The 26,740-nt window shown below is 56.8% G+C and carries 22 protein-coding genes; 10 read left to right on the top strand and 12 right to left on the bottom strand.

Translation table 11 applies throughout. The features are described from left to right. Positions 1-104 precede the first annotated feature (104 nt). The gene (locus LOC22_RS13240) at positions 105-260 is read left to right on the top strand and encodes a Hok/Gef family protein (protein WP_017383916.1); all 156 of its coding nucleotides are present in this window, start codon (positions 105-107) and stop codon (positions 258-260) included. A gap of 70 nt (positions 261-330) precedes the next feature. Here the strand turns inward: LOC22_RS13240 and cybC are convergent, their stop codons facing one another. Then, positions 331-717, bottom strand: coding sequence for a cytochrome b562 (cybC, locus tag LOC22_RS13235; RefSeq protein WP_010427378.1), 387 nt, complete (start codon positions 715-717; stop codon positions 331-333). 44 nt (positions 718-761) lie between these two features. Next, a complete protein-coding gene (gene pmbA / locus LOC22_RS13230; protein WP_015572506.1) occupies positions 762-2,114 on the bottom strand; it encodes a metalloprotease PmbA in 1,353 nt (450 codons plus the stop codon). Between the two features lie 95 nt (positions 2,115-2,209). On the opposite strand from pmbA, the gene yjgA reads away from it, so the two are divergent. After that, entirely contained in the window at positions 2,210-2,761 is a 552-nt protein-coding gene (yjgA, locus tag LOC22_RS13225; protein WP_017383918.1) for a ribosome biogenesis factor YjgA, read from the top strand. Between the two features lie 105 nt (positions 2,762-2,866). On the opposite strand, the gene mpl is transcribed toward yjgA, so the two are convergent. Beyond that, positions 2,867-4,240: a UDP-N-acetylmuramate:L-alanyl-gamma-D-glutamyl-meso-diaminopimelate ligase gene (mpl, locus tag LOC22_RS13220; RefSeq protein ID WP_017694649.1), complete on the bottom strand. Its 1,374-nt coding sequence runs from the start codon at positions 4,238-4,240 to the stop codon at positions 2,867-2,869. A 179-nt stretch (positions 4,241-4,419) separates the two neighbouring features. Between mpl and fbp the strand changes: the two genes are divergently transcribed. Continuing rightward, a complete protein-coding gene (gene fbp / locus LOC22_RS13215) occupies positions 4,420-5,418 on the top strand; it encodes a class 1 fructose-bisphosphatase (RefSeq protein ID WP_003856070.1) in 999 nt (332 codons plus the stop codon). Between the two features lie 37 nt (positions 5,419-5,455). On the opposite strand, the gene LOC22_RS13210 is transcribed toward fbp, so the two are convergent. The 5 genes from LOC22_RS13210 to ytfQ form a co-directional block, all read right to left on the bottom strand. Next, positions 5,456-7,024 (bottom strand): methyl-accepting chemotaxis protein, encoded by a 1,569-nt coding sequence (locus tag LOC22_RS13210; RefSeq protein ID WP_015572503.1) that lies wholly within the window; start codon positions 7,022-7,024, stop codon positions 5,456-5,458. A gap of 93 nt (positions 7,025-7,117) precedes the next feature. Beyond that, entirely contained in the window at positions 7,118-8,119 is a 1,002-nt protein-coding gene (gene yjfF / locus LOC22_RS13205) for a galactofuranose ABC transporter, permease protein YjfF (RefSeq protein WP_017383921.1), read from the bottom strand. Beyond that, complete coding sequence (ytfT, locus tag LOC22_RS13200; RefSeq protein WP_017694652.1) at positions 8,106-9,131, bottom strand: galactofuranose ABC transporter, ATP-binding protein YtfT; 1,026 nt, start codon at positions 9,129-9,131, stop codon at positions 8,106-8,108. The genes yjfF and ytfT overlap by 14 nt, the downstream gene beginning before the upstream one ends. Before the next feature lie 10 nt (positions 9,132-9,141). Continuing rightward, a complete protein-coding gene (gene ytfR / locus LOC22_RS13195; RefSeq protein WP_047728131.1) occupies positions 9,142-10,644 on the bottom strand; it encodes a galactofuranose ABC transporter, ATP-binding protein YtfR in 1,503 nt (500 codons plus the stop codon). A 103-nt stretch (positions 10,645-10,747) separates the two neighbouring features. Further along, positions 10,748-11,704 carry a galactofuranose ABC transporter substrate-binding protein YtfQ gene (gene ytfQ, locus LOC22_RS13190; protein WP_039271932.1) on the bottom strand — a complete coding sequence of 319 codons (957 nt, stop codon included), beginning with the start codon at positions 11,702-11,704 and terminating at the stop codon, positions 10,748-10,750. Positions 11,705-12,013: 309 nt separating this feature from the next. Between ytfQ and ppa the strand changes: the two genes are divergently transcribed. After that, on the top strand, positions 12,014-12,544 hold the full coding sequence (gene ppa, locus LOC22_RS13185; RefSeq protein ID WP_006810347.1) for an inorganic diphosphatase: 531 nt from the start codon (positions 12,014-12,016) through the stop codon (positions 12,542-12,544). 157 nt (positions 12,545-12,701) lie between these two features. Here ppa and LOC22_RS13180 read toward each other — a convergent pair whose 3' ends face one another. From LOC22_RS13180 to tamA, 3 genes are read right to left on the bottom strand one after another with little or no spacing between them, the layout of a single operon-like run. Continuing rightward, positions 12,702-13,046, bottom strand: a complete 345-nt coding sequence (locus LOC22_RS13180; protein WP_017383925.1) for a gamma-glutamylcyclotransferase — start codon at positions 13,044-13,046, stop codon at positions 12,702-12,704. A 2-nt stretch (positions 13,047-13,048) separates the two neighbouring features. Beyond that, positions 13,049-16,825 carry an autotransporter assembly complex protein TamB gene (tamB, locus tag LOC22_RS13175; RefSeq protein ID WP_032608368.1) on the bottom strand — a complete coding sequence of 1,259 codons (3,777 nt, stop codon included), beginning with the start codon at positions 16,823-16,825 and terminating at the stop codon, positions 13,049-13,051. After that, on the bottom strand, positions 16,822-18,555 hold the full coding sequence (tamA, locus tag LOC22_RS13170) for an autotransporter assembly complex protein TamA (protein WP_017694656.1): 1,734 nt from the start codon (positions 18,553-18,555) through the stop codon (positions 16,822-16,824). The genes tamB and tamA overlap by 4 nt, the downstream gene beginning before the upstream one ends. 224 nt (positions 18,556-18,779) lie before the next feature. Between tamA and msrA the strand changes: the two genes are divergently transcribed. After that, positions 18,780-19,421 (top strand): peptide-methionine (S)-S-oxide reductase MsrA, encoded by a 642-nt coding sequence (gene msrA / locus LOC22_RS13165; protein WP_006810351.1) that lies wholly within the window; start codon positions 18,780-18,782, stop codon positions 19,419-19,421. Here the strand turns inward: msrA and LOC22_RS13160 are convergent, their stop codons facing one another. Next, on the bottom strand, positions 19,422-20,480 hold the full coding sequence (locus tag LOC22_RS13160; protein WP_015572495.1) for a LacI family DNA-binding transcriptional regulator: 1,059 nt from the start codon (positions 20,478-20,480) through the stop codon (positions 19,422-19,424). Between the two features lie 192 nt (positions 20,481-20,672). Here LOC22_RS13160 and LOC22_RS13155 point away from each other — a divergent pair, with 192 nt between their 5' ends. The 5 genes from LOC22_RS13155 (at position 20,673) to LOC22_RS13135 (ending at position 26,734) form a co-directional block, all read left to right on the top strand. Further along, the gene (locus LOC22_RS13155; RefSeq protein ID WP_230238954.1) at positions 20,673-21,821 is read left to right on the top strand and encodes a Gfo/Idh/MocA family protein; all 1,149 of its coding nucleotides are present in this window, start codon (positions 20,673-20,675) and stop codon (positions 21,819-21,821) included. An 18-nt stretch (positions 21,822-21,839) separates the two neighbouring features. Continuing rightward, positions 21,840-23,018, top strand: coding sequence for a Gfo/Idh/MocA family protein (locus LOC22_RS13150; RefSeq protein ID WP_230238953.1), 1,179 nt, complete (start codon positions 21,840-21,842; stop codon positions 23,016-23,018). 2 nt (positions 23,019-23,020) lie between these two features. Further along, positions 23,021-24,088 carry a Gfo/Idh/MocA family protein gene (locus LOC22_RS13145; RefSeq protein WP_017383930.1) on the top strand — a complete coding sequence of 356 codons (1,068 nt, stop codon included), beginning with the start codon at positions 23,021-23,023 and terminating at the stop codon, positions 24,086-24,088. Positions 24,089-24,097: 9 nt separating this feature from the next. Next, positions 24,098-25,120, top strand: coding sequence for a Gfo/Idh/MocA family protein (locus LOC22_RS13140; protein WP_230238952.1), 1,023 nt, complete (start codon positions 24,098-24,100; stop codon positions 25,118-25,120). Between the two features lie 69 nt (positions 25,121-25,189). Further along, on the top strand, positions 25,190-26,734 hold the full coding sequence (locus LOC22_RS13135; RefSeq protein ID WP_017694657.1) for an MFS transporter: 1,545 nt from the start codon (positions 25,190-25,192) through the stop codon (positions 26,732-26,734). Positions 26,735-26,740: the final 6 nt, after the last annotated feature.

The following is a 26,740-nucleotide window of genomic DNA, read 5'->3' as shown; positions in this document are numbered from 1 at the left end:
GAAGTGGAAAGCCCCGCCTGATAAAAAATCAGGGCGGGGGCTCGAAACGACACGTCACACCGTGGAGTTCGCTACCTCGCCCGCTTAAAAGCAAGGAGGCATCCATGAAACGCAGAAACCCAAGTATCGGGGTTTTGATGATTATTTCTTTGACAATAATCATCTTAACGCTGGTGACGAGGAAAACACTGTGCGAGATCCGTTTTCGTAACGGCTCGCTTGAAGTGACAGCGCGGATGGATTGTCGCTCCGGCAAGTAGGGAGCAACGATGCGGGGGCGCATCATGCGCCTCCGCATACGGGGAGAGGACGTACAGCTCAGGCACCCAATTAACGATACTTTTTGTGGTACGTGTTGCGGGTCGCGACAAACTGATCGGCTGCCGCCTGGGCTTCTTTCACTTTGCCTTCGTTCGCCAGCTTCAGCGCGCCGTCAATCTGGCCGACCAGCACGTCAAAACCGTGGCGGTAGTCTTTCATCTCGGCGCTGTCTGCCGCTTTGCTTTCCAGCTTCGGCGGCGTCGCTTTTTGCGCATCCAGCGCGGCTTCACGCATTTTAGTCAATGCGTCTTTCATGTCCGCCGCATTGTCCGTTTTCTGCACCACCTTCAGGTTTTCACTGAGGATGTCCATGTTGTCTTCGAGATCGGCAGCAAACGCAGACGAGCCAAGAACCAGCGTTGAAGCCGCGACGATCGCTAACAGGTGTTTACGCATTGCTCACTTCCTTTTTTTTATTATTAATCACGCTTTTACGGGGATTATTGCCCGGCGATTTTCATCTCCGGCAGTAATACAGAACCACACTGAATATTGCTGCGTGTTTCAATATCGTTACCGACCGTAACAATATTGCGCCACATGTCCTTCAGGTTGCCGGCGATGGTGATTTCGCTCACCGGATACTGAATTTCACCGTTTTCGACCCAGAAGCCCGCTGCACCGCGAGAGTAGTCGCCGGTGATACCGCTCACGCCCTGCCCCATCAGCTCGGTGACCACCAGGCCGGTGCCCATCTCTTTCAGCATCTGTTCAAAATTCAGGCCCTGCCCGGCAATGCGCCAGTTATGAATGCCGCCCGCGTGCCCGGTGCTTTTCAGCCCCAGCTTACGCGCGGAGTAGTTGGTCAGCAGCCACTGGGTCAGAATGCCGTCTTTCACGATATCACGACGTTCCGTGCGCACGCCTTCGCTGTCGAACGGCGTAGAGGCCAGCCCTTTCAGCAGGTGTGGGTGCTCTTCGATGGTCAGCCATTCCGGCAGGATCTGCTTGCCCAGCGAGTCGAGCAGGAAGGTCGATTTACGGTACACCGAACCGCCCGCAATCGCTCCCACCAGATGACCAAACAGGCCGGTTGCCACTTCGTTGGCAAAAATGACCGGCGCTTTCATGGTGGAGAGTTTACGCGGCGAAAGGCGTGACAGCGTGCGTTCGGCGCACGCTTTTCCCACCCACTCCGGAGACTGCAAATCTCCCAGCGCGCGGCCAATGGTATACGCGTAATCACGCTCCATATCGCCGTTTTCTTCGGCGATGACGCAGCTGGAAAGCGAGTGGCGGGTTGAGCAGTACCCCTGCAACATGCCATGGGAGTTACCAAACACTTTAATGCCGTAGTGGCTGTTAAAGCTGCCGCCTTCGGTATTGGTGATGCGTTTGTCAGCCTGCAAAGAGGCCTGCTCGGCTCGCGCGGCCAGCTCAATGGCTTCATCCGGCGTCACTTCCGCAGGATGGAACAGATCGAGATCCGGCGCGTCAAACGCCAGCAGCTCTTTATCGGCCACGCCAGCGTAAGGGTCCGGGGAGGTGTAACGCGCGATATCCAGCGCCGCCTGCACCGTACGGGCGATGGCATCCGGGCTCAGATCGGTAGACGACGCGCTGCCTTTACGATTCTGGTGATACACCGTGATCCCCAGCGCGCCATCGCTGTTAAATTCTACATTCTCCACTTCGCCATAGCGGGTGCTCACGCTAATGCCGGTGGTTTTGCTGACCGCCACTTCGGCGCCATCTGATTTACCTGAAGCGAGCGTCAGCGCGGTGGAGACGGCTTCTTCCAGGATCTTACGCTGCGCTTCAACTTGTGAGGTTACTTTCATCGCAAATGCCATACTGTAAGAGAGAGTTAAGTGAAGTCTAACAGAGAACCGTTTTTCAGTGCGCGTCTTAACTGGTAACATTAGCCTCTTTTTTTAAGGAGCCTGACATGACTAAGCAGCCCGAAGACTGGCTCGACGACGTTCCCGGTGATGACATCGAAGACGAAGATGATGAGATCATCTGGGTCAGTAAAAGTGAAATTAAACGTGACGCCGAAGAGTTAAAACAGCTTGGCGCAGAAATGGTAGAACTGGGTAAAAACGCGCTGGATAAGATCCCGCTCGACCAGGATCTGCGTGATGCCATTGAACTGGCACAGAAAATCAAGAAAGAAGGGCGTCGCCGCCAGCTTCAGCTTATCGGTAAACTGCTGCGTCAGCGCGACGTGGAGCCGATCCGTCAGGCGCTGGACAAACTGAAAAACCGCCACAATCAGCAGGTTGCGCTGTTCCATAAGCTGGAGCAGATCCGCGATCGTTTGATCGACCAAGGTGATGACGCGGTACCTGAAGTGCTGAACCTGTGGCCGAATGCCGACCGCCAGCAGCTGCGATCGCTTATCCGCAACGCGAAGAAAGAGAAAGAAGGGAATAAGCCGCCGAAGTCTGCACGCCTGATTTTCCAGTATCTGCGCGAGCTGTCTGAGAACGAAGAGTAATCTGTGCGGGTTTGCGCCGGATGGCGGCGTAAACGCCTTATCCGGCCTACAAGGTCGTGCGAAAAAATGTAGGCCCGGTAAGCGCTAGCGCCACCGGGCTTTTTTTTACTCTGCGGCCGCGGCTTTCTTCGCCAGACCGTCCAGCAGCTTCTGATGGATCCCACCAAACCCACCGTTGCTCATCACCAGAATGTGATCGCCAGGCTGTGCGGCTTTCACCACCATATCCGCTAAGACATCCACGTCCGCACTCCAGTGCGCCGGCTGAATGCAGGCGTCTGCCACTTCCGCCACCTGCCACGGAATATGCTGCGGTTGCAGCAGGAAGACTTCGTCGGCACGCCCTAAGGACGGCGCGAGATCGTCTTTGCAGATGCCCATTTTCATGGTGTTCGAACGCGGTTCCAGCACGGCCAGAATGCGCGCGGTGCCGCCAACTTTGCCACGCAATGCGGCAAGCGTCGCCAGAATGGCCGTTGGGTGGTGCGCGAAATCGTCATACACGGTAACGCCGTGGGCTTCACCGCGCAGCTCCAGACGGCGACGGGCGTTGATAAACGAGCCCAGCGCATTGGCGGCATCCGCAGGCAGTACGCCCACGTGACGCGCCGCGGCGATCGCCATCAGGCCGTTGTGCATGTTGTGCTCGCCCACCAGGCCCCACTTCACCTCTCCCACTTTCTCACCGTCGAGCAGCACTTCCCATTCGGAGGCATCCGCGTTGAGCTTTTTCGCCTGCCAGTGCCCCTGCTCGCCAACCAGCTCCTGCTCGCTCCAGCACCCCATCGCCATAGTCTGCTTCAGGTTGATGTCGTTCTCCGGCAGGATAATGCGGCCCTGACCCGGAACAATGCGCACCAGATGGTGGAATTGTTTCTGAATCGCTTTCAGGTCGTCAAAGATATCCGCGTGATCGAACTCAAGGTTGTTGAGGATCAGCGTGCGTGGGCAGTAATGCACGAACTTGGAGCGCTTGTCGAAGAACGCGCAGTCGTATTCATCCGCTTCAATCACAAAGAACGGGCTGTCGCCCAGACGCGCGGAGACGTCGAAATTCCCCGGTACGCCGCCGATCACGAAGCCCGGCTTGTAGCCGCAGGCTTCGAGGATCCAGGTCGCCATACCGGCGGTGGTGGTTTTGCCGTGCGTCCCGGCAACGGCGACAACCCAGCGGTCGCGCAGGACAAAATCATGCAGCCACTGCGGGCCAGACATGTACGGGATATTGCGTTCCAGCACCGCTTCAACGCATGGATTCCCACGGGTCATGGCGTTACCCACGATCACCAGATCCGGCTGCGGCTCCAGCTGGCTGGCGTCATATCCCTGAATCAGAGAAATTCCCTGCTTCTCGAGCAGCGTGCTCATCGGCGGATACACATTGGCGTCCGAACCTGTCACTTCATGGCCCAGCGAGCGCGCCAGCATTGCCAGTCCGCCCATGAAAGTGCCACAAATCCCCAATATATGAATGCGCATACGTCACTATCCTTCTTCAATGTGGCGCACATTTTACTCACATGTCAGCGGCTGTGAAACGCATTTCAGGTAAATCCGTATTTTGCTGGCGCGATTCACCTCTGCGCTAATATTTGAATGTTTGTTAAGATTGTTGGACATCAACCGCTTTACTCAACATAAGATGCAGGGAAAGTGTTATGAAAACGTTAGGTGAATTTATTGTCGAGAAGCAGCACGAGTTCTCTCATGCTACGGGTGAGCTCACTGCTTTGCTGTCGGCAATAAAGCTGGGCGCTAAGATCATCCACCGCGATATCAACAAGGCCGGTCTGGTCGATATCCTGGGTGCCAGCGGTGCCGAGAACGTTCAGGGTGAGGTTCAGCAGAAACTCGACCTGTTCGCCAATGAAAAACTGAAAGCTGCACTGCGCGCGCGCGACATCGTTGCGGGTATCGCCTCTGAAGAAGAAGATGAGATCGTCGTATTCGAAGGGTGTGAACACGCGAAATACGTTGTTCTGATGGATCCGCTGGACGGCTCCTCCAACATCGACGTTAACGTTTCTGTCGGTACCATTTTCTCCATCTACCGTCGCGTCACGCCGGTTGGCACACCGGTGACGGAAGAAGACTTCCTGCAACCGGGCAGTAAACAGGTTGCTGCCGGTTATGTGGTGTATGGCTCGTCCACCATGCTGGTGTACACCACCGGCTGCGGCGTACACGCCTTTACCTACGATCCGTCCCTGGGCGTGTTCTGCCTGTGCCAGGAGCGTATGCGCTTCCCGGAGAAGGGCAACACCTACTCCATCAACGAAGGCAACTACATCAAATTCCCGAACGGCGTGAAGAAGTACATCAAATTCTGCCAGGAAGAGGATAAAGCCACCCAGCGCCCATACACCTCGCGCTACATCGGCTCGCTGGTGGCGGATTTCCACCGTAACCTGCTGAAGGGCGGTATTTACCTCTACCCAAGCACCGCCAGCCACCCGGACGGAAAACTGCGTCTGCTGTACGAGTGCAACCCGATGGCATTCCTGGCCGAACAGGCAGGCGGCAAGGCGAGCGACGGTAAAGAGCGTATTCTGGATATCGTGCCGGAAAGCCTGCACCAGCGCCGTTCATTCTTCGTCGGCAACCGCCATATGGTGGATGACGTTGAACGCATGATCCGCGAATTCCCGGACGCGTAACGCACGAAAAGGGGAGCCAGGCAGGCTCCCCTTTTTTTCAGGCCGTTTGCATCGTCAGCTTGAAGGAGGCCATCGCTTCCATCAGCTCGCGCGACTGTTCCTCCAGGGAACGAGTTGCCGCAGATGATTGCTGGACCAGCGCCGCATTTTGCTGCGCCGTTTCATCCATCTGATTGACGGCGATATTCACCTGCTCAATACCGCGGCTCTGCTCCTGGGACGCCGTCGCAATTTCACGCATCAGTTTGGTCATACGCAGTACTTCGGTGGCGATCTCGTCCATCGTCTCACCGGCCTGCTGCGCCAGCTCGCTGCCCTCGTTCACGTGGGTTTGCGAATCGCTGATAAGCGAGCGGATCTCTTTCGCCGCATCAGCACTGCGGCTGGCGAGATTACGCACCTCACCCGCCACGACCGCAAAACCTCGCCCCTGCTCACCCGCACGCGCCGCTTCAACGGAGGCGTTCAGCGCCAGAATATTGGTCTGGAAGGCAATGCCGTCGATGACGCTCAGGATATCGGCGATGCGCGCCGAACTGCCGGAGATGTCGCGCATCTTCTCAATGACATAGCAGACCATTTCACTGCCGTGATCGGCGGTATCGGAGACCGACTTCGCCAGCTGGTGCGCCTGCTCGGCGTTATCGGCGTTAAGTTTCACCGTGGCGGTGATCTCTTCCATGCTGGCGGCCGTCTGCTCCAGCGAGGTGGCGGTGGATTCCGTGCGCTGGGCCAGGTTCATATTCCCGGCCGTCAGCTCGCGGCTGCCGGTATCAATCTGCGAGCTGGCGTCACGCACCCGCAGAACCGAGTCCATCAGCGACTGGCGCATCCCTTCGATCGCCGCGTTAAGGCGATTAAATTCCTGGCTCGCCGGCGCGTTCAGGGTATGGGTTAAATCCCCGGCCGCCACATGTTCCAGCTGGGCAATCGAGGCTGAAAGCGGCTTGAGCAGCATATGGCGCAGCACCAGCCAGGCCAGCACGATAATGCCAGCCGTCAGCAGCGCCGCGACGATAATCAGGATCAGCACGCGGGTTTTACTCGCCTGCACGGCGCTCACCTCCGCTTTACCGCGCGCCTCGCTCCATGCCTGGAACGCCTGCATATCGTTATCAAACTGCTTCGCCACCGGGACCAGCTTGTTTTCCAGCAGATCGTAATAGCTGTCCGCGCTTTGCTCGTTCAGGGCTTTCAGCATCGGGCTGATACCCTGCTGGTTGTACACCGCCAGACTCGCGGCAACGTTATCCAGCAGCTTTTGCCCCTGCTCATCCGCCACGCCGCTGCCGATCACATCCTTCAGCGTTTTCTGTGCCAGCGCCACTTCCTGGTTAATGGTTTTGACCGCCCTGGCCGCATCGTCCAGCAGGCCGACCTCCATCATGCGGACGGCCTGCCCCGCTTCGTTACGCGCGCGCAGGATCAGCGTATAGCCGGCATTCAGCTGCACCATCTGTTCACCCTGAAGATGATTGATGCGCTGGAGAGAAGCGGAACTTTGTGTAAGGGCATAAATGCCGATGCCGCTGACAATCAGCAGCAGAAGGGTCATAACGGCCAGTAAAGAGAGCAAGCCGGTACGAATCGATAGCGTTTTAAGCATGATGTTATTTCCGGTAGCGAGATATTTCTGGGCATAAAAAAAGAATATCGGCCGCTACCGGAAAATGTTTAGAGTTTAAGCAATTTCAGCATGTTATCGCTCTGTTAAAGATGTATTCACCCGGGTAACAGGCGAGCTCTGGCGGTTCTCCCACAGCACCGTCAGGCCGCGCTGGAGCGCGATAAAAATAAACAGCAGAATGCCGATGGCGATTTTGGTCCACCAGGAGCTGAGCGTGCCGTCGAAGTTGATATAGGTCTGAATCAGCCCCTGGATCGCCACGCCAAACAGCGTGCCGAGCACCGTCCCCACCCCGCCACTGAGCAGCGTACCGCCAATCACCACCGAGGCTATGGCGTCCAGCTCAACGCCCACCCCCGCCAGGGCATAGCCTGCCTGGGTATAAACCGAGAATACAATCCCCGCGAGGGTGGCCAGCCCGGTCGAAAGCATGTAGATGCGAATAGTCGTGCTGCGCGTGGAAATTCCCATCAGGTTCGCGGACGTGGCGCTGCCGCCAATGGCATAAACCTGGTTACCAAATCGGGTACGGTGGGCGAGGAAGATCCCGATCACCACCACGCCCAGCATCAGCAGCCCCATTGCGCTCAGGCGCCCCCCGCCGGGGATTTTCCACGCCAGACTGGAGAGCGTGTCGTAGATCGGGTGGTTAATCGGAATTGACTCCTCCGACACCAGATAGCTCACGCCGCGCAGGAAGAACATCCCGGCGAGGGTGATGATAAAGGCCGGGATTTTCAGCGCATCGATCAAAAGCCCCATAAAGGCGCCGAACGCGCAGCCCATGACCAGCACCAGCGGAAAAGCCAGCAGCGGCGAAATCCCCCAAAAGCCAATCGCCTTGGCAAGGAACACGCCGGTAAAGGCGATCACCGACCCAACGGAGAGGTCGATCCCGCCGGAGAGGATCACAAACGTCATGCCGACGGCGATAATGCCTAAAAAGGCATTGTCGGTCAGGATGTTGCAAATCACCCGCGTGGAGGCGAAGCCCGGGAACTGGGTCAGGCAATAGAGGTACCCCAGCACGAACACGCCCAGCGTGATCATTAACGGCAAATTACGTTTTATCATGACCGCGGTTCCCCTTAATGAGAGTGATAAAGCGCGGCGACTGCACGATAAGTACGATAAGCACCACGACCGCTTTGACGACCTGATTCAGCTCCGGCTGGAACCCGGAGAGCAAAATACCGGTATTCATACCCTGAATAATCAACGCCCCCACCACCGAGAGCAGCAGATTAAAACGTCCGCCCATCAGCGATCCACCGCCGATAACCACCGCGAGGATCGCATCCAGCTCGAGCCAGAGTCCGGCGTTATTGGCATCCGCTCCGCGAATATCGGCGGCCACGATCACCCCGGCAATCGCAGCACAGACGCCGCTCAGCACGTAAGTCAGCATCACCATCAGCCGCGTATTTACCCCGGCGTTTTTCGCGGCCCGAATGTTAATCCCCACCGCTTCGATGAACATCCCGAGCGCCGTTTTGCGGGTGAAAAGCCAGAACATCACCAGCGTCACCAGCGCGACGATCACCGGCGTCGGGAAGAACAGAAAATTACCGCTGCCGATCCACGCCAGGCTCGGGGAGTTAAAGGTGACGATTTGACCGGAGGTGATAAGCTGCGCCACACCGCGCCCGGCCACCATCAAAATCAACGTCGCGACAAACGGCTGGATCTTGAGCACTGCGACCAGAATGCCGTTCCATAGCCCGGCTAATACGCCGGAGCCCAGCGCGGCCAGCAGAACCACCGGCAGGCTGTGCCCGGCGACGGTCATCGAGGCGGCGGTGGCGCCCGCAATCGCCATTACCGCACCGACGGAGAGGTCGATCCCGCCGGTGGCAATGACCAGCGTCATACCAATCGCCAGCAGCGCCACGGGCGCGGCACGGTTTAAGATGTCGATCGGGCTACCAAACAGGCGGCCATCCTGCACGACGATCTGAAAGAAATGCGGAGCCACCAGGCTATCCACCAGCAGCACCAGCAGCAGCGCCACGATTTGCGGCGTGCCGGTCGGCCAGGTGAAGCGGCGCTTTGCTTCGCCAGTTTGCGAAAGAGAACGGGACATCACATTTGACTCCTTACGCCGCGATGGCATTCATGATCGCCGGAACCGACAGTTTATCCAGCGGGATCTCTGCCACCTGCCTGCGATCGCGCATGATGATGACGCGATCGGCATAGCCGACCAGCTCCTCCAGCTCAGACGAGATCACCAGCAGCGCCAGACCGTCGGCGCAGAGCGTTTCGATAAGGCGGATGATTTCGGCGTGCGCGCCCACGTCGATACCGCGCGTGGGCTCGTCGAGGATCAGGAACTGCGGTTTGGTGAGCAGCCAGCGCGAGAGGAGAACCTTCTGCTGGTTACCGCCCGAGAGGAACTCGATGGGCTGTTCCGCGCTCGGGGTACGTATACCGAGCTGGCGGATGAAGCGCTCGGCAATCGCGTTCTGCTCGCGCTTAGGGATCGGACGCAGCCAGCCGCGCTGGGCCTGTAGCGCCAGAATGATGTTTTCCCGCACCGAGGCGGCGGCAATAATCCCGTCCGTTTTCCTGTCCTCCGGGCAGAAGCCCACGCCGAGGCACGACGCCTGATGCGGTGAACGTAGCGTTTGTGGTTTGCCTTTGATCAGCGCCGTTCCGCTGTCGGCAGGTTTGATCCCGAAGATGACTTCGGCGGTTTCGGTGCGCCCGGAGCCTAACAGCCCCGCCAGACCCACAATTTCACCGGGGCGTACCTCGAGGTTAAACGGCGCGATGGTCCCTTTTCTGCCGTAATCGTGAAACGCGGCGATCGGTTTTTCGCTCAGCAGCGTACGGCCCGCGCGCTGAAGCGCGTTGGTCTCGAGTTCGCGGCCCAGCATCATTTTGACCAGCTCTATCTGCGGCAGCTCGCGGGTTTCCCGGCAGCCGACAAAGCTGCCGTTGCGCAGCACCGTTATACGGTCGCTCACCTCGTAAACCTGATCGAGGAAATGCGTCACGAAAATCAGGCTGACGCCCTGATTACGCAGCTGGCGCATCAGGGTAAAAAGCATCTCCACTTCCTGGGTATCGAGGCTGGCGGTGGGTTCATCGAGGATCAGCACTTTCGCCGAGAGATCGATAGCGCGACAGATCGCGACGATTTGCTGCATCGCTACGGAAAAACGGTTCAGCGGTTCGCGCACGTCGAGAGAGAAGCCATACGATTCCATCAGCTTCGCGGCGCGCGCTTCCATCTCTTTGCGGCGCAGCAGGCCAAAACGTCTGGGTTCGCGGCCAATAAACAGGTTATCCGCTACCGACATGTTTGGCAGCAGGTTCACTTCCTGGTAGACCGTGCCGATCCCCAGTTGCTGGGCATGCGCGGTGTTTTTGGGCGAAATGGCGTTATCTTCCAGCCAGATAGCGCCGCGATCGGCGTGATAGACCCCGGTCAGGGTTTTAATCAGCGTCGACTTCCCCGCCCCGTTTTCGCCGAGCAACGCCATGATCTCCCCACGCCGCAGGCTGAAATCAACGTTATCCAGCGCCTTAACGCCAGGGAAAAATTTACTCAGGCCCTCTGTGCGGAGGATTTCCTGGTGTTGTTCGGTGGTCATGGTTTCCCCCTGCATCAGGCCGGATGACGCTACGCTTATCCGGCCTACAAAAGAGCGTATCGTAGGCCGGGTAAGCGCAGCGCCACCCGGCAATTTCACTGGATCAGTAGCCCATATTTTTCTTCTTCTCTAACTCTTCTTTCGCCGTGTCCGGCAGGTAGAGCGTGGATTTGGTGATGGTCAACTTCTCAGGCTGGGTGCCGTCTTTCTTGAATTTCTCCAGCGCATCGAATGCCGGGCCCGCCATATTTGGCGTCAGCTCCACGCTGGCGTTCGCTTCGCCGTCAATCATCGCTTTGTAGATGTCCGGTACGCCGTCGATCGAGCCGGTGAGGATATCTTTGCCCGGCTTCAGGCCCGCTTCTTTGATGGCCTGGATGGCGCCGATTACCATGTCGTCGTTGTGGGCATAAACCATGCAGATATTTTTGCCGTTATTTTCTGCCTTGATGAAGCTTTCCATGACCTCTTTACCCTTGCTACGGGTGAAGTCGCCGGACTGAGAACGGATGATTTTGATGTTTGGTGCTTTGCCGATGGCCTCCGCGAAACCTTTCTTACGGTCGATAGCCACGCTCGCCCCGACGGTGCCCTGCAACTCAACCACGTTACACGGCTTGCCATCCACCTGCTTCACCAGCCAGTCACCAATCAGTTTGCCTTCCAGCACGTTATCGGCGGTGACGGTGGTCATATAGAGAGATTTGTCTTTTACGTCGATGGAACGGTCGAGCAGGAAGACCGGAATTTCAGCATCTTTGGCTTCCTTCAGCACCGGCTCCCAGCCCGTGGCGACAACCGGGGCAATAAAGATGGCATCCACGCCCTGAGCGATAAACGAGCGCACCGCTTTAATCTGGTTCTCTTGCTTTTGCTGACCATCGGCGATTTTCAGCGTAATACCGCGCTTTTCTGCCTCACTTTTCGCCACATTCGTTTCAGCGGCGCGCCAGCCAGATTCAGATCCGACCTGCGAAAATCCAACGGTTAAGGGTGCGGCCATCGCCATAGACGACATGGCTGCCGAAACTGCTGTAACAAGAAGTAAGCGCTTCCACATATGAACGTCCTCGTAGGGTAGGTTATTGTTGGTTAAAAGATGTTCCGCGGATGAACTATAGCCAATGGAATATGTTACGGATTGCGTTACATCACACTTCAGAAAAGTGAATAAAACGTTAATCACAAGTTTGTAATCGCTTTCATTTCAACATTTAAAATGCGGCTGAGTTTATGGATTATCCTGTCATGGAAACGGTCTGAAAAGTGAAGGCGTGAGGGAGAGAAGACGAAAACAGGCGGAGACTTTCAGCGCCAGTTGGCTATAATACCTGCCACTTGTTTACCATCCATTTTAAAGGACACCGACATGAGCTTACTCAACGTCCCTGCGGGTAAAGAACTGCCAGAAGACATCTACGTTGTGATCGAAATCCCGGCCAACGCAGATCCAATCAAATACGAAATCGACAAAGACACCGGTGCGCTGTTCGTTGACCGTTTCATGTCTACCGCCATGTTCTATCCGTGCAACTACGGCTACATCAACCACACTCTGTCTCTGGACGGTGACCCGGTTGACGTACTGGTCCCAACGCCATATCCATTGCAGCCAGGCTCCGTCATTCGCTGCCGTCCTGTTGGCGTGCTGAAAATGACTGACGAAGCGGGTGAAGATGCGAAACTGGTTGCCGTACCGCACACCAAGCTGAGCAAAGAGTACGATCACATTAAAGATGTGAACGACCTGCCAGAGCTGCTGAAAGCGCAGATCGCCCACTTCTTCGAGCACTACAAAGATCTCGAAAAAGGCAAATGGGTTAAAGTTGAAGGCTGGGATAACGCAGAAGCGGCGAAAGCAGAAATCATCGCCTCTTTCGAACGTGCTGCTAAGAAGTAATTCTTACTGCTGAGACTAAGCCCCGCGCGTCGGGGCTTTTTTGTGCCTGTCGCTCCAGGTAACCCGTGCGATTGGGGAGTATCGCCCGGCGGCGCTACGCTTGCACGGGCCTACGGCGCAAAACGACAACGCCACCTTACGGTGGCGTTGTCGTTTTTCAGAACTGGTCTCTGTCTAACCAGTTACCGCTTTCAATCAACGTTAACCCGTCGACCGAACGTTGGTACACGTACATCCATGCACTGCCGTAAGGCGTCTGGATCAACTGGCGAGCGTATTCACCGCCCCTGGTGCGCAAGGCATCAAGTTCGGCCAGCGTGGCATTATCAATACGATAAACCTCACCCTGTACCGTTCCGTTCCCCGGAACCGCGCCTGGATAGTGGCCCAGACTGTACAACTGGTAGTTTTCGATTGTGTAATTTCCCAGCAACTGGGCGTTGGTCATCCAGTGGCTGTTGCCTTGCCTGGTTCGTAAACTGCCGTAAACAAATATTCGCATTGCTAAAACTCAAACTGATAGAGCAGATCAAGTGCCTGGTCTACGCCGGACACTGCTTCCAGATATAGCTTAGGCATCAGGCGATAACGTAACGTGAGTGTAGCCAGTGAGTCAAAGATCCCCACGCCATATTTTACCTGTAGACCCGGCAGTACATAGCCGCTGACCACTACCTGCGAAGAGTCACCCACGCCCTGAGTGTCCAGCGCCAGATTGCTTACGCCAAACGTCTCACCGATTTTACCCACAACCTGACCACTTTGTGCAACCCCCAGACCGACTAACATTGATGTCATTGCCGCACCATCGCCCTGTTGGCTATCCAGACCCTGGCCGCGAAGGAGGTAAGAGAGCGCTTCCTGTTGCGACATGGCCGGGTCAGAGAAGATCTCTGCCTTAGGTTCATCAGCGGAGCCCGTCACGCGCACGCCTGCAATCACATCATCTTCGGTGGCTTCCGGGTTACGGATCGCTTCGATATTGAGTACCGGCTGATCCGGTGGACCGGAGAACAGCAGCTCGCCTTTACGCACAATCAAATCCTGCCCGTAGGCATGGAAGCGCCCTTCAGGAATATTGATTTGTCCATTGAGGCCAAGTCCCTGTTGATCCTGCGCCACTTTCAGGTCACCCGTGAGTCTCGCCTTCAGCCCAAACGCGTCCAAACGCACGTTATTCCCCACGTGCACGATAAGATTACTATTGATCGGTATGCCAGCGCTCTTCTGTTCAACAGGTTTCAGATTTTCATTGAGCATAACTTCGTCACTGGAGACGCCAACCGCGCTTTCCGGCACCTCGTGAACCACGATGCGCGCCCACGGTACGTCAACACGGCCGTCCAGAGTGAAGAGACTCGGCGTTGCCTCAAAGACCACGTCTGGCGACACGTCCAGGCGCACCATCGGCGGTACCGTGATACGCACCCTGCTGCCCTTGGCCGCAATACGGGCGCGCCAGTTGTCGAGCTGGCTCCAGTCTGCGTCACCGCTCAGGTTGATTTGTCCCTGCTGCGTCAACACTGAGCCACTGAGGGTTGAGCTTTGGCCGTTAAAGTTCATCGTCAGCTGGCTTGGCTGCATATCGAACGGCATAAAGTTACCGTCAATGTCCACACCGTTTAACCGCATCTGGCCAAACAGCTGCGGGCTTTGCGCATCCCCCGCCAGACGCAGGTTGGCGCTGAGCATCCCCGCCGCCTTTTCTCCCCGCGAGAAGATCGGATTCACCATCGCCAGGTTGAAGTTGCGAATATTGACGTTGCCGCCGAGATTGCGCCGCCCTTGCGGATCGGTAATTTGCACCTGTCCGTCAAACTGACCGTTGTTGGTCAGGCGGATCAGCCATCCCAGTTCCGCACGATTGTTACGCAGGTCAGCGTTCACATTCAGGGTGTCGAACGCCACCGGCAGCGGCGCGTCATTGACCTCCTGCGTCACCTTCACGTTACGCCCGGAGAGGGTAACGCTGCCCTGCGGCAGTCCCTCTTTGGTGGTGTCCCACGCGACGTCCGCTTTGCCGCTGAAGACCCCGCTGGCCTGGGTGGTTTCCGGCATAAAAGGTTTCAGCATCGCCAGGTCGAAACGGTTGAGGTTGATCTGCGCGCGTCCTTCCGCGCCCGCATCAATGGTCTGCGGCACGCACAGCTCAGCATTCGGGTTGGTCCAGCAGTGTGGCCCAATGCTGATCTTTTGCTCCGCGTTGCGGTAATCCAGCGCGACAGACCGCGACAGCACCAGCGGGCCGACCGGCGTGCTGAAGCGGGTGTTATCCAGCACGCCTTTCCAGCGCGTCGCCTGGCGGTCAAAACTGCCCGTCAGGTGCAGCTGCCCGGAGACCGGCTCGCCCTGCACGCGTAACTGGAGATCGTGCTGCTTTTCGTTACCTTTTGCCGCCAGCGTGACCAGACTGATGTTCACGTCCGGCTGAGAGATACGCTCCACGCGCAGATCCAGGTTTCCGCCGATCTGATCGGTGGATTTCACGTCTCCCTCGACACGTACGCGGGCAATAGAAAGTTCCTGCCAGCGCAGGTTATTGGCGGTGATGTCCGCCAGCAGCTGCGGCGCCTCCACCGTACCGCGAACCTTCACTAACCCCTTCGCCGTGCCGCCAAGACCCGGCAGGGCGTTATCGAGATTTGGCGCGTCGATGGTGGCATCCAGATTGAGGTCTTTCACGCCCAGCTCGCCTTTGATATCCGCCGTGTTGCGACCCAGCGCCACGTGCAGGCCCGGGATCACCCACTGGAGATAGCTGTTGCCCTTAAGCGAGCCCTCTACGTTGACTTTGTTCTGCTTCACGTTGCCGGTGAGCTTGAGTTCCGGCACATCCATCTGCCAGGTGCCACCGTACAGGCTACCGCGGGTTTTGATCAGGCCATCCAGTTTTGACGGCCAGTCCGGGACCTCTTTAGCGGTGTTGATCCCGGTCAACTTCAGCTCGCCGCGCCAGCTGATCGCCTGCTGCCAGTCGAGCAGCGCGGTCAGCTCGGTTTTTCCTTCCAGCGCCGCCACGGTCAGCTTGTCGAGGTTAACCTGCAACTCGTTACCCTTCGCATCCAGGGTTATATCGGCGGGCGGTACCCCCTGCCCCTTCACTGCCGTGCGGAACGACAGCGTGTAGTCGGTCATTTTGCCACTTAGCTTCAGCTTCAGATCGTCAGCCTGGAACTGTTTTTCGCCGGTGAACGGCCAGTAAAGCTGCTTGCTGACAACCTCAAGGTTGAGCGGTAAACCGGCCTCTGCCAGCTGGGTTTGCCCGCGCAGCACCATATCCACCGGTCCGGAGAGGTTCACGCCGAACTCCAGCTTCTCGCGCAGCGCGCCGCCGACTTTCACCTTCACCTTTTCGCCTTTCAGCGGATCGATGTTCAGGGCGCTGTTCAGCGTAATATCTACCGGCCAGTTGTCGCGCAGCAGCGCATTGCCTGAGGCGTTGACCGACCCTTGGTTAGTATCAATATCCAGCGCGTCGAGCTTCATGTTGCCGTCGATACTGCTGACTTTAAGCAGCATGTTGAAGACCGTCAGATCGGTATCGCCGGTCAGACGCAACTGCTCGCCCTTAAACTCTTCGATATTGAGGTTCAGCGGCAGATGCACGTCGGTCATCTCCGGCAGAACCGGTTTCGAGAAGAGATCTTTCAGCGTTTCGCCCAGCGGTTTTTCTTCCGGCTGCGGGTTCTGGATCTTCGGCTCGACGATCTCTTCCTGCGCCACATCGGCCACCTTCGGCAGCGCAATCAGCAGCCCTTGCAGGGAGGTTGGGGTCAGGGTGAGGTTTTTCTCCTGCCAGCGCAGACCGGAGGTGAAATCCATCACGGATACCGTCGTGTCGTCGATTTTGATATTCACGTTATCCAGTGCGACCCGGTAAAGCGCAATCGGGTACGGCGTGGAGAGGTTCAGCGGGCCGCTGTCCTCTTCTTCGACAGGCTCGGACTTCGGCATTTTTTTGGAATCTATCGCCACGTTAACGTCTTTTAGCGACAGATCGTTTACGCATAGCTGGCTGTCCCGCAGGCAGCCGAGCTTGACCGCCAGATGAAACTCGCCCGCGTTCACCGCCACACCAGGCTGTTCATAACGGATATTTTTCAGGCGCAGATCGCGCCAGCCGCCCGTGACCTGGCCGATTTCCAGCCCCGGCACCCAGCGGTTCGCGGCGTTAAACAGCAAATGCAGGCCCGTGGTGGTGCCCACCAGAAACGCCACCGTACCGAGCAGTAATACGATAAAAATCAGCACCCCGAGGCTTATCTTCTTCCATAAACTCATAATTCAGGCCCCAGACCGATGTAAAACTGTAAACCGTGTTCGTCTTTGTCGCCCACCGGAACGGCGAAATCGAGCTTGATGGGCCCGACCGGTGACTGCCAGCGCACGCCTACGCCCGCGCCGGTTTTGAAATCGCTGCGGCGGATATCGTTCACCGCTTCACCGCCGTCAACGAACATCGCTCCCCACCACTTGCCGCTGACGTTGTACTGGTACTCCAGCGAGCCAGTCGCCAGTTTTGACGCCCCGGTCAACTGGCCTTTGTCGTTTTCAGGTGAGATCGATTTGTACTTATACCCGCGAATGCTGCGGTCGCCCCCGGCGAAGAAGCGCAGATCCGGCGGGACGCGTTCGAAATCACCGGTTTCGATCCAGCCGAGATTACCGCGCATCACAAAGCGGTGTTTGTCGTACAGCGTGCGGATCCAGACGTTTTGCGCCTGAAAGACGGAGAAGTCTACGTCGGAGCCCCAGGCGGTGTTGGAGTAATCGATGGAGTAGCGCTGAGAATCGCCCCAGGTCGGCATCAGGCCACCGCGCGAGCGGGTACGGCTGATCATCACGCCCGGATAAAGCAGCATGGTGGTGTTGGTGACGTTTGCCTGGGTAAAGTGGTCGAGGCTCCAGCGCAGGTTAATGGCGCGCTGCCAGCCGCTGGAGAGATCCCAGAAGCGTGATACCGCAAGAGTCGTCGAGTCCTGCTCGGTATCGTTCAAATCGGTACGCTTAAAGCCGCCCTGCACGAGGTAGTATTGCTCAAGCGGATTTTTCAGCAGCGGCATTTTATAGCTGAAGTCCAGCTGCTGTTCAGGTGCAGACAGGCTGACGCTGGTGGTCAGGCTGTGGCCGTAGGAGTTCATCCACGGTTTTTTCCACGAGGCTTTCACGCGCGGGCCGACGTCCGTGGAGTAGCCGACACCGGTCTCGATGGTGTTCTCGGTGCGCGGAGAGACCACGCCATGCAGCGGTAACACTTTCGTTTTACGGGATTTATCAAATTCCGGCGCTACCACCACGGAGTTAAACCAGCCCGTCGCGGACAAACGACGGTTCAGCTCGCCCAGGTCGCTGGACTGGTAGTAGTCGCCCTTTTTAAACGGCACCAGATTTTGCAGATACTCGTCACGGATTTGCGATCCTTCGAAGGTCACATCGCCAAACCGGTAGCGCTCGCCGCTGTCGTAATCGATATCCCAGAATGCCTGACGTCGCTCAAGCGCAACGCCCAGCTGGCTTTTGTTGAACCGGCTGTCGAAGTAGCCTTTGCGCAGCGAAACGCTGGTTAAGGATTTTTTAAAACGATCGTAATCCCCGTGATTGAGCACGGTGCCCACTTTCGGACGGGTGCTGAGCAGATCCAGGTAGTCCCGATCGGTGCGCGCACCGCCGCGCAGCACCACGTTCGTGCCGCCAATCAGGACGGGTTCGCCCGGCGAGACGCGGGCAATCAACACCTGGCGTCCTTTCGCCGGCGGCGGGCGTAAATCGAAATCGATGGTGGGTTCGTAGTACCCCAACGCCTTTAAGCCTTCGCGGATGGCGTCATCCACGCGCGCGCGAAAACGCCGATCCGGCGTGACCTCATCGCTCTGGATGGTAGAAAGCTGCGCACGCACGTTTTTTTCCAGCGCCCCGGATAACCCCTCAACCTGCAAACGGACATTCGCCGCGCTGGCAATCCCGCTGGTCAGCATTAAACTGACTAAACATAACTGGCGGATCTTTGTCACGTTTTCTCCTGAATATCCCTGTTTCCACCCTGGAAGCAAATGCAGTGCCGCTCCGCGGCAAAATACGGCCTGAAAGCCAAAAACCCAAATTACGGGTTGAAAAAGGGTGTAACACCCAAATATTTCTTATGATTAAATCTAGACTCATTCATCGCATTTATTGTGTTCAATTAAACGCTTCGTGACAACCTTAACCGAAACAACGCTACCCGGGAGGCCCCACCGTGAGTTTATTCGATAAAAAGCATCTGGTATCACAAGCCGATGCGTTACCGGGACGCAACACCCCTATGCCAGTGGCAACATTACACGCCGTAAACAACCATTCAATGACAAACGTTCCTGATGGAATGGAGATCGCCCTGTTTGCCATGGGCTGCTTCTGGGGCGTAGAACGCCTGTTCTGGCAACTGCCGGGCGTGTACAGCACCGCTGCGGGCTACACCGGAGGATATACGCCTAACCCAACCTATCGCGAAGTCTGTTCCGGTGAGACCGGTCATGCTGAAGCGGTGCGTGTGGTGTATGACCCGAGCGTCATTAGCTATGAACAGCTGCTCCAGGTGTTCTGGGAAAACCATGACCCGGCGCAGGGCATGCGTCAGGGTAACGATCACGGCACCCAATACCGTTCGGCCATCTACCCGCTCACCCCAGAGCAGGAGGCCGCCGCCCACGCCAGCCTGACGCGTTTCCAGGAAGCGATGCAGGCGGCCGGTGATAAACGTCAGGTCACGACGGAAATCGCTACCGCGAAACCGTTCTACTATGCCGAAGACGACCACCAGCAGTACCTGCATAAAAATCCGTACGGCTACTGCGGTATCGGCGGCATTGGCGTTTGCCTGCCTCCCCAGCAGGCCTGATTACTGCATCAGCGCCACGCGAGCCGCGTGGCGCGTGGCATTACTCACCGAGCCGTAATCAATGACTTTCCCCTGCAACAGCAGGTTAAACACTGGCGCCTGTGGTCGGTTGAGCCGCGTTTGCAGCAAATGCACCGCTTCTATACCCAAATCCCGACAGGGCACCGTGATCCCCGTAATGGGCTTTTCAAGCCGGTTTGCTAAATTCCACGCAAAATCGGTGGTGATGATGGAGATGTCTTCCGGCACGCGCAGCCCATGCCGCTGTAACGCCTTCAGCACACCCTCGGTCATGCTGGTGCTGTTGGGAAAAATGACCTCAGGCCACTGCGCTCTGTCGTGACGTAACAGCCACGCATCCAGCTCGCGCTCAGCCTCTTCAGCGGTAAACCACTCCGTGACCAGTAAATCCCGCTGCGGCTCAAACGCCACATGAAAATGCCGGTACGCTTCTTTAATTCCATCCAGCCGGGCATAGAGCGTGTCCCGGCGTAAACAGGTGATGGTCAGCACCCGGCGATGCCCCTGCTCGAAAAGATATTGCATCGTGGTAAAGCCGATTGCGCGATGATCGGGCGAAACCGAATCCAGCACCCGGTCCCGGTCGACAGAATTAATTAATACACAGGGTTTATTCAGCGTGCTGGCCAGCTTAAATATGGTGGAATCATCCGTACCAATGATAATTATTGCGTTAATATTTTTATGGCTTGCCTTTTCCATAAATAATTTCACGTCCGCATTCTGTTCCTCTAATCCGCAATAACTGATCCAGACATTATGTGGCGCGCTGGCTTCCGCAATGCCTTTGGTCACTTCCAGATAAAAAATATCCCCACGACCCTGAAACGTTCTTTCAGGCGCAAATACAGCGATTCCGTTAATTAAAAGCCGTCCGCTCGCCATCGACTCCAGCACGCCAAGCTCCCGCGCGGTGCGGACAATGGCTTCCCGGGCCTTATCGCTGGTATAAGACTTGCCGCTCAACACCCTGGAAACCGTGCTCACGGAATATCCCGTCAGGGATGCGATCTCCTCCATTTTTAACTTGCCCGGCATAGTGTGACCTCGCTCTCAATCAGTTTTTGCAAATATTTGCAGAAACAGCGCTTTGATTTTAAAACCAAATTTCAAAATGGTTGGAGTTTACTTATTCACCTTGCGAGTATTCTCACAAAAACACATTGTCGCTACGTCTCGCCTTTCCTATTTTTCGGTCATCACGCTTTTTGACTGAAATTAAGGTGAGAAATGGAGAAGGTACGTTTTGGCATTATTGGTATAGGTAATATCGGTACGGTCCACGCACGCTATTTACTGGCCGGAACCGTCAGCGACGCCTGCCTTACGGCGGTGTGCGATAACGCGCCGGAAAAGCATCCGGCCATTCGGCAGCTGGTTGGTGGCATTCCGCTGTTCAGTGATGCGCAGGAGATGCTCCAGAGCGGGCTTATCGATGCGGTCATTGTCGCCACGCCGCATTACGATCACCCGCACCTGTCGATGCTGGCGATGCGCCACGGCATTCATACCCTGTGTGAGAAGCCAGCAGGCGTCTACACCGCGCAGGTCCAGGAGATGAACGCCTGCGCCCGGGAGTGCGACGTGGTGTTCGGCATCATGTATAACCAGCGGCCCAACCCGCTGTATCAGAAAGTGAAAGATCTGATCGACAGCGGCGAGCTGGGCGAGATCCGCCGCTCCAACTGGATCATCACCAACTGGTATCGCTCGCAGAGTTACTACAACTCCGGCGGCTGGCGCGCCACCTGGAAAGGGGAAGGCGGCGGCGTGCTGCTCAACCAGGACCCGCACCAGCTCGATCTCTGGCAGTGGCTGGTGGGCATGCCGGTTCGTCTGCGCGCGTTTTGCCAGTTCGGTAAGCATCGCGATATCGAAGTGGAAGACGAGGTGACAGCCTACGCCGAATATGCCAGTGGCGCGACCGGCGTGTTCATCACCACCGTCGCGGAAACACCGGGTACCAACCGCCTGGAGATTGTCGGCGATCGCGGCAAAGTGGTCGTCGACGAGGGCAAACTGCGCTACTGGCGGCTGCGCGAATCGGAAACCGAGTTTAACGCTCGCTGGCAGAATGGCTTCGGTGAGCCGGAATGCTGGGAGGTTTCTGTCCCTGTTGCCCCGGAATACAGCGAGCACCACGTCATCACCGCCAACTTCTGCGCCGCCGTGCTGCGCGGCGAGCCGTTGATTGCACCGGGTCTGGACGGCATTCGCGGTTTAACCCTCTCTAACGCCATGCACCTCTCCACCTGGACGGACGACTGGGTTGAGCTACCGCTAAACGAAAAGCAATACCTGCGCCTGCTTCAGCAGCGCATCAGCACCTCTGTAGATAAAGAGGCCACCAGCATCACGCTGGATGCCGCGGCTACCTAGTAACACCGGAGAAAATCGATGTTAAATGTCGCCATTGTGGGAACAGGAAATATCTCCCATAACCATATTCAGGGTTATTTGCAGTTTGGACAGCGCTGCCGGATCGTTGCGCTGGTTGATATCTATCCGGAGAAAGCGGAAGAGAAAAAAGCGCGTTACGGCCTGACGGACGCCCGCGTGTACGCCAGCCACCGGCAGCTGCTGGAGGATGCGCTTCCCATCGATATCGTTGACGTCTGCACCCCGCCCTATGTCCATGCGGAGATCAGCATTGATGCGCTTCATGCCGGCTGCCATGTGCTGTGTGAAAAACCGATGGCCGCCTCGCTGGAGGAGTGTGATGCGATGATCGCCGCCCAGCAGGCCAGCGGAAAAACGCTCTCCATCATTGCCCAGAACCGCTTTACCGATGCCTTCTGGCGCTTAAAAGCGGCGCTGGATTCCGGCCTCGCCGGAAAAATATGCCATGCGCAGGTGGATTCCTTCTGGTGGCGCGGACATTGCTACTACGACCTGTGGTGGCGCGGCACGTGGGAAAAGGAAGGGGGCGGCTGCACGCTGAACCACGCGGTGCACCATATTGACGCCATTCAGTGGATGCTCGGCTTCCCGTCTGAGGTGGTGGCGATGATGACCAACGTGGCCCATGACAACGCCGAAGTGGAAGACCTTAGCGCCGCGATATTCAAATACCCCAGCGGCGCACTCACCCAGCTTACCGCCTCGGTAGTACACCACGGGGAAGATCAGAAGATCATTATCCAGGGTGATAAAGCGCGCATCTCCGCCCCATGGCAGGCTTATGCCAGCGTGAGTGCTGACAACGGCTTCCCGCAGGAGACCAACGATATTGAGCGAGAAGCCCGGCTTGACGCCGTTTTCCAGGCGACGCCCAGGCTCGAATGGACTCTGCACACCGGGCAGATTAACGACCTGCTTCAGAGCATTGAGCGCGGTACGGCCCCGCTGGTGGACGGCGTGCAGGGTAAGCGCTCGCTGGAGCTGATTACTGCGATGTATAAATCAGCCATTACCCGCAGTGTCGTTTCCCTGCCTGTTGGCCGCGATGATCCGTTTTACCGTACCGGCGGGACGAACGCTCTCGCCCCCCGTTTTTATGAAAAATCCGCAAGCGTCGCCAACTTCAGCGAAGTGGGCGCTATCCCTCTGGGTAAAGATCTGGATCGAGGACTGTAACCATGAACAAGAATGACGGAATGAACTACGCGCCGGTGGGCAAACCGCAGCCGGTGGTGCAGGCGGGTGAATTTGTATTTGCCGCCGCCGCGCTCGACCACGGCCATATCTACGGAATGTGTAATGGCCTGATTGAAGCAGGTGCCACGCTGAAGTGGGTTTACGATCCCGATCCGGCGAAAGTGGACACGTTTGTTCAGCAGTACCCGCAGGTGAAGGTGGCTGATTCCCTGGACGTTATTCTCGCCGATGGCGACGTGCGCCTGGTGGCCGGGGCGGCCATCCCCTCCGAACGCTGTGCGCTGGGGCTGAAGGCGATGACGGCTGGCAAAGACTACTTCACGGACAAAGCGCCGCTCACCACCCTTGAACAGCTGGCAGACGCCAAAGCGATGGTGGAGAAAACCGGGAAAAAATACGCGGTCTACTACAGCGAGCGTCTGCACGTGGAAAGCGCGGTCTTTGCCGGGCAGTTGGTACAGCAGGGCGCTATTGGTCGCGTGGTGCAAACCCTGGGCATGGGGCCGCACCGGGAAGGGACTGGCCGCCCGGACTGGTTCTACGATCGTCGCTATTTCGGCGGCATCCTGTGCGACATCGGCAGCCACCAGATCGAGCAGTTCCTGTTTTATACCGGCAACCGCGACGCCACCGTGGTCGCCAGCCAGGTGCGCAACGTTAACCACCCGCAGTATCCCGCATTCGAAGATTTTGGCGACGCCATGCTCAAAGGAGAAAACGGCGCCAGCGGCTATTTCCGTTGTGACTGGTTCACTCCTGACGGGCTCTCCACCTGGGGCGATGGTCGCCTGACGCTGCTCGGTACCGACGGGTATATCGAGATCCGTAAATATGTCGATCTCACCCGGGGTGAGCAGGATGTCGTTTACCTCGTCAATAACGAGGGCGAGTTCCGCTATCCTGTGGCCGGGCAGGTTGGGTTCCCGTACTTTGGCGAACTGATCCTCGACTGCCTGCACCGCACCGAAAATGCCATGACTCAGGCGCATGCTTTCAAAGCTGCCGAACTGTGCGTGAAAGCACAAATGCTCGCAAACGCAGCTGACTAAGGGGACGACATGAACATCCTGAACACGGCGATTATCGGTGCCGGGGCTATTCACAGTTGCCATGTGAATGCCCTGAGGCAAATCCCCAATGTCGCGCTGCGCGCGCTGGTCGATATCGACAGCGTCAAAGGACTGAAGCTGGCGATGAACTATCAGTGCCGCTTTTATCAGGATTACCGGGAAATGCTGCTGGATGACAGCATCGACGTGGTGCATATCTGCACGCCCCACTTCGAGCACAAAAACATGATTCTGGCGGCGCTGGCCGCCGGGAAACATGTCTTTTGCGAAAAACCGGTGGGCATGAACAGCAGCGAGCTTGCCGACATTGCCTCTGCCGCCGCGCAGGCACCCGGCAGGCTCGGCGTCTGCTACCAGAACCGGCTCAATCCGACCAGCCTGCGCATTTGCAAGGAGCTGGCGGAAGGCGTACTGGGAAAGATGTTAAGTATCAAAGCTGTGCTGACCTGGTCCCGCTCGGGGGCGTATTACACGGAAAGCCCGTGGCGCGGGCAGCTGGCAACGGAAGGTGGAAGCCTGCTAATCAACCAGGCGATCCATACCCTCGATCTGATGCAGTGGTTCGCGGGTGGCGTCACGCGGCTGAAGGGGGTAGTCGACAGCGGGGAACTGGCTGACGTCACGCAAGGGGAAGACAGCGCGATGGCCACGCTTCACTTTACCAACGGTGCGCGCGGTCTGTTTTATGCCAGCAACTGCCACACCACGGATTCCCCCCTCTGTCTGGAGATCCACTGCGAGCGCGGCTCACTGCTGCTCAACGACAACACGCTCTGGCGCATAACGCCCGGCGAACGATTTCGCCTGGAAAGCGATGCCTCTCCTGATGGCACCGCAAAAAGTTACTGGGGATTAGGACACCAGCAGGCGATCCGCCGTTTTTATCACGCTATTCATCACCCGGAGAGTACGGATTTTACCGATATTTGTACCGCCGGAAAATCACTCAAGATTGTGGAGGCTTTTTATCGGTCATCTCAGTTAAGACAATGGATAGATATTAATAATTAGAACGTCACGTGTAGTCCAGCAGTGCAATAAAAATACAACCTCTACATCTACCCTACACTGGATATTATTATGGTTAAACCAACTGAACGCAGAGTGGGTTATGGCGTGGCGCTTGGCTACGGCATAACCGACCTCTTTGGCGGAGGCGCTTTCGCCATTATCGGCACCTGGCTGTTATTTTTTTACACCACCTATTGCGGATTATCCGTCGTGGAAGCCGGCTCTATATTTGCTATTGCCCGCGTCATTGACGCGGTATTAAGCCCGATAATGGGTTACATCACCGACAATTTCGGCGACACCTGGCTTGGGCGTAAATTTGGCCGTCGCCGTTTCTTCTTATTACTCAGCTCTCCCTTAATGTTCCTCTATGCTCTGCTGTGGCTGACGGACATGGGTTACTGGTATTACCTGGGCACCTATCTTTCCATCGAACTGCTTTCAGCGATGGTGCTGGTGCCGTGGGAAACCCTCGCCGCGGAGATGACCAACCGCTATGAAGAGCGCAGCCGCCTGTCGGGCGTACGGATGATCTGCTCGCAATTGGGCGGTTTTCTTGCGGTGTCGGTTCCGGGCGTGATTATGCAATTTACCGGCAAAGATAATTCCTTTACCTACACGCTAACCGGACTGATATTTTCCTGCGTCTTTTGCATCGCGGTATTTATTACCTGGTACAGCACCTGGGAAGCAAAAGATGTGCATCAGGAGTATGACTTCAAAGTTGATACCCAGCGCAGCAGCGGAGTAATTAATCACCTCAAATATCTGGTGCTGGATCTCTTCTCTTCTTTTCGTATTCGCGCTTTCCGCCTGCATATTCTTATTTATATTTTCTCCTTCACCGCGATGGACGTATTTGGTTCAGTCTTTACCTATTACGTGGTGTATTGCCTGAGTCAGGATGCGGCAGCAGTGTCCGGCTGGCTAAGTATTGCGGCTTTTGCCTCCGTGCCCGGCACGTACGGATTTATGCTGTTACTCAACAGGCTGAACATGACCCCTTCCGCCGCACTGCGCCTTTCGTATAGCTGCATTTTCCTGGTGCTGGCATTCCTGTTTACGGTTTATCTCACCAAAACAGAGGTGCCAACGCTGCTGTTCTCCGCCGTCTTCATCCTGCTGGGTGCAGCCCGTTCCGGCCTCTATTACATTCCGTGGAATATTTATAGCTTTATTCCGGATATCGACGAGATCGTCACGCAGCAGCGCCGGGAAGGCATTTTCGCTGGCGTAATGGTGTTGACCCGCAAAAGCACCGTCGCCATTGCGATTATGATTATCGGCCTGGTGTTGCAGGAGTCCGGTTTTGTGAAAGGCAGTGGCGCACAGCCTGAAAGCGCGCTGGGAGCAATAATTGGCCTGATGATTTTTGCCACCGCCGCGCTGCTGGCAGTGAGCTTCTTCGCGACCTACAAATTTAAGCTGACCCGCGAGACGCATAAGGTGCTGCTCAAGGAGATCGCGCGTCGGAAGCTCGGTGGCGACTATCGCGACTGCGACGCCAGCACCCGCATGGTCATCAAACAGCTGACAGGCTATGAGTACGATCAGGTCTGGGGCGGCGATGCCACACGCCTGGCTGTGGGCGAAAACTTATCCACCGTGAAATAGCCCCTC

The sequence above is a fragment of the Enterobacter sp. AN-K1 genome, from assembly GCF_020971765.1.
GTDB lineage: Bacteria > Pseudomonadota > Gammaproteobacteria > Enterobacterales > Enterobacteriaceae > Enterobacter > Enterobacter hormaechei_C.
This window is presented reverse-complemented; position numbering and strand designations above follow the sequence as displayed.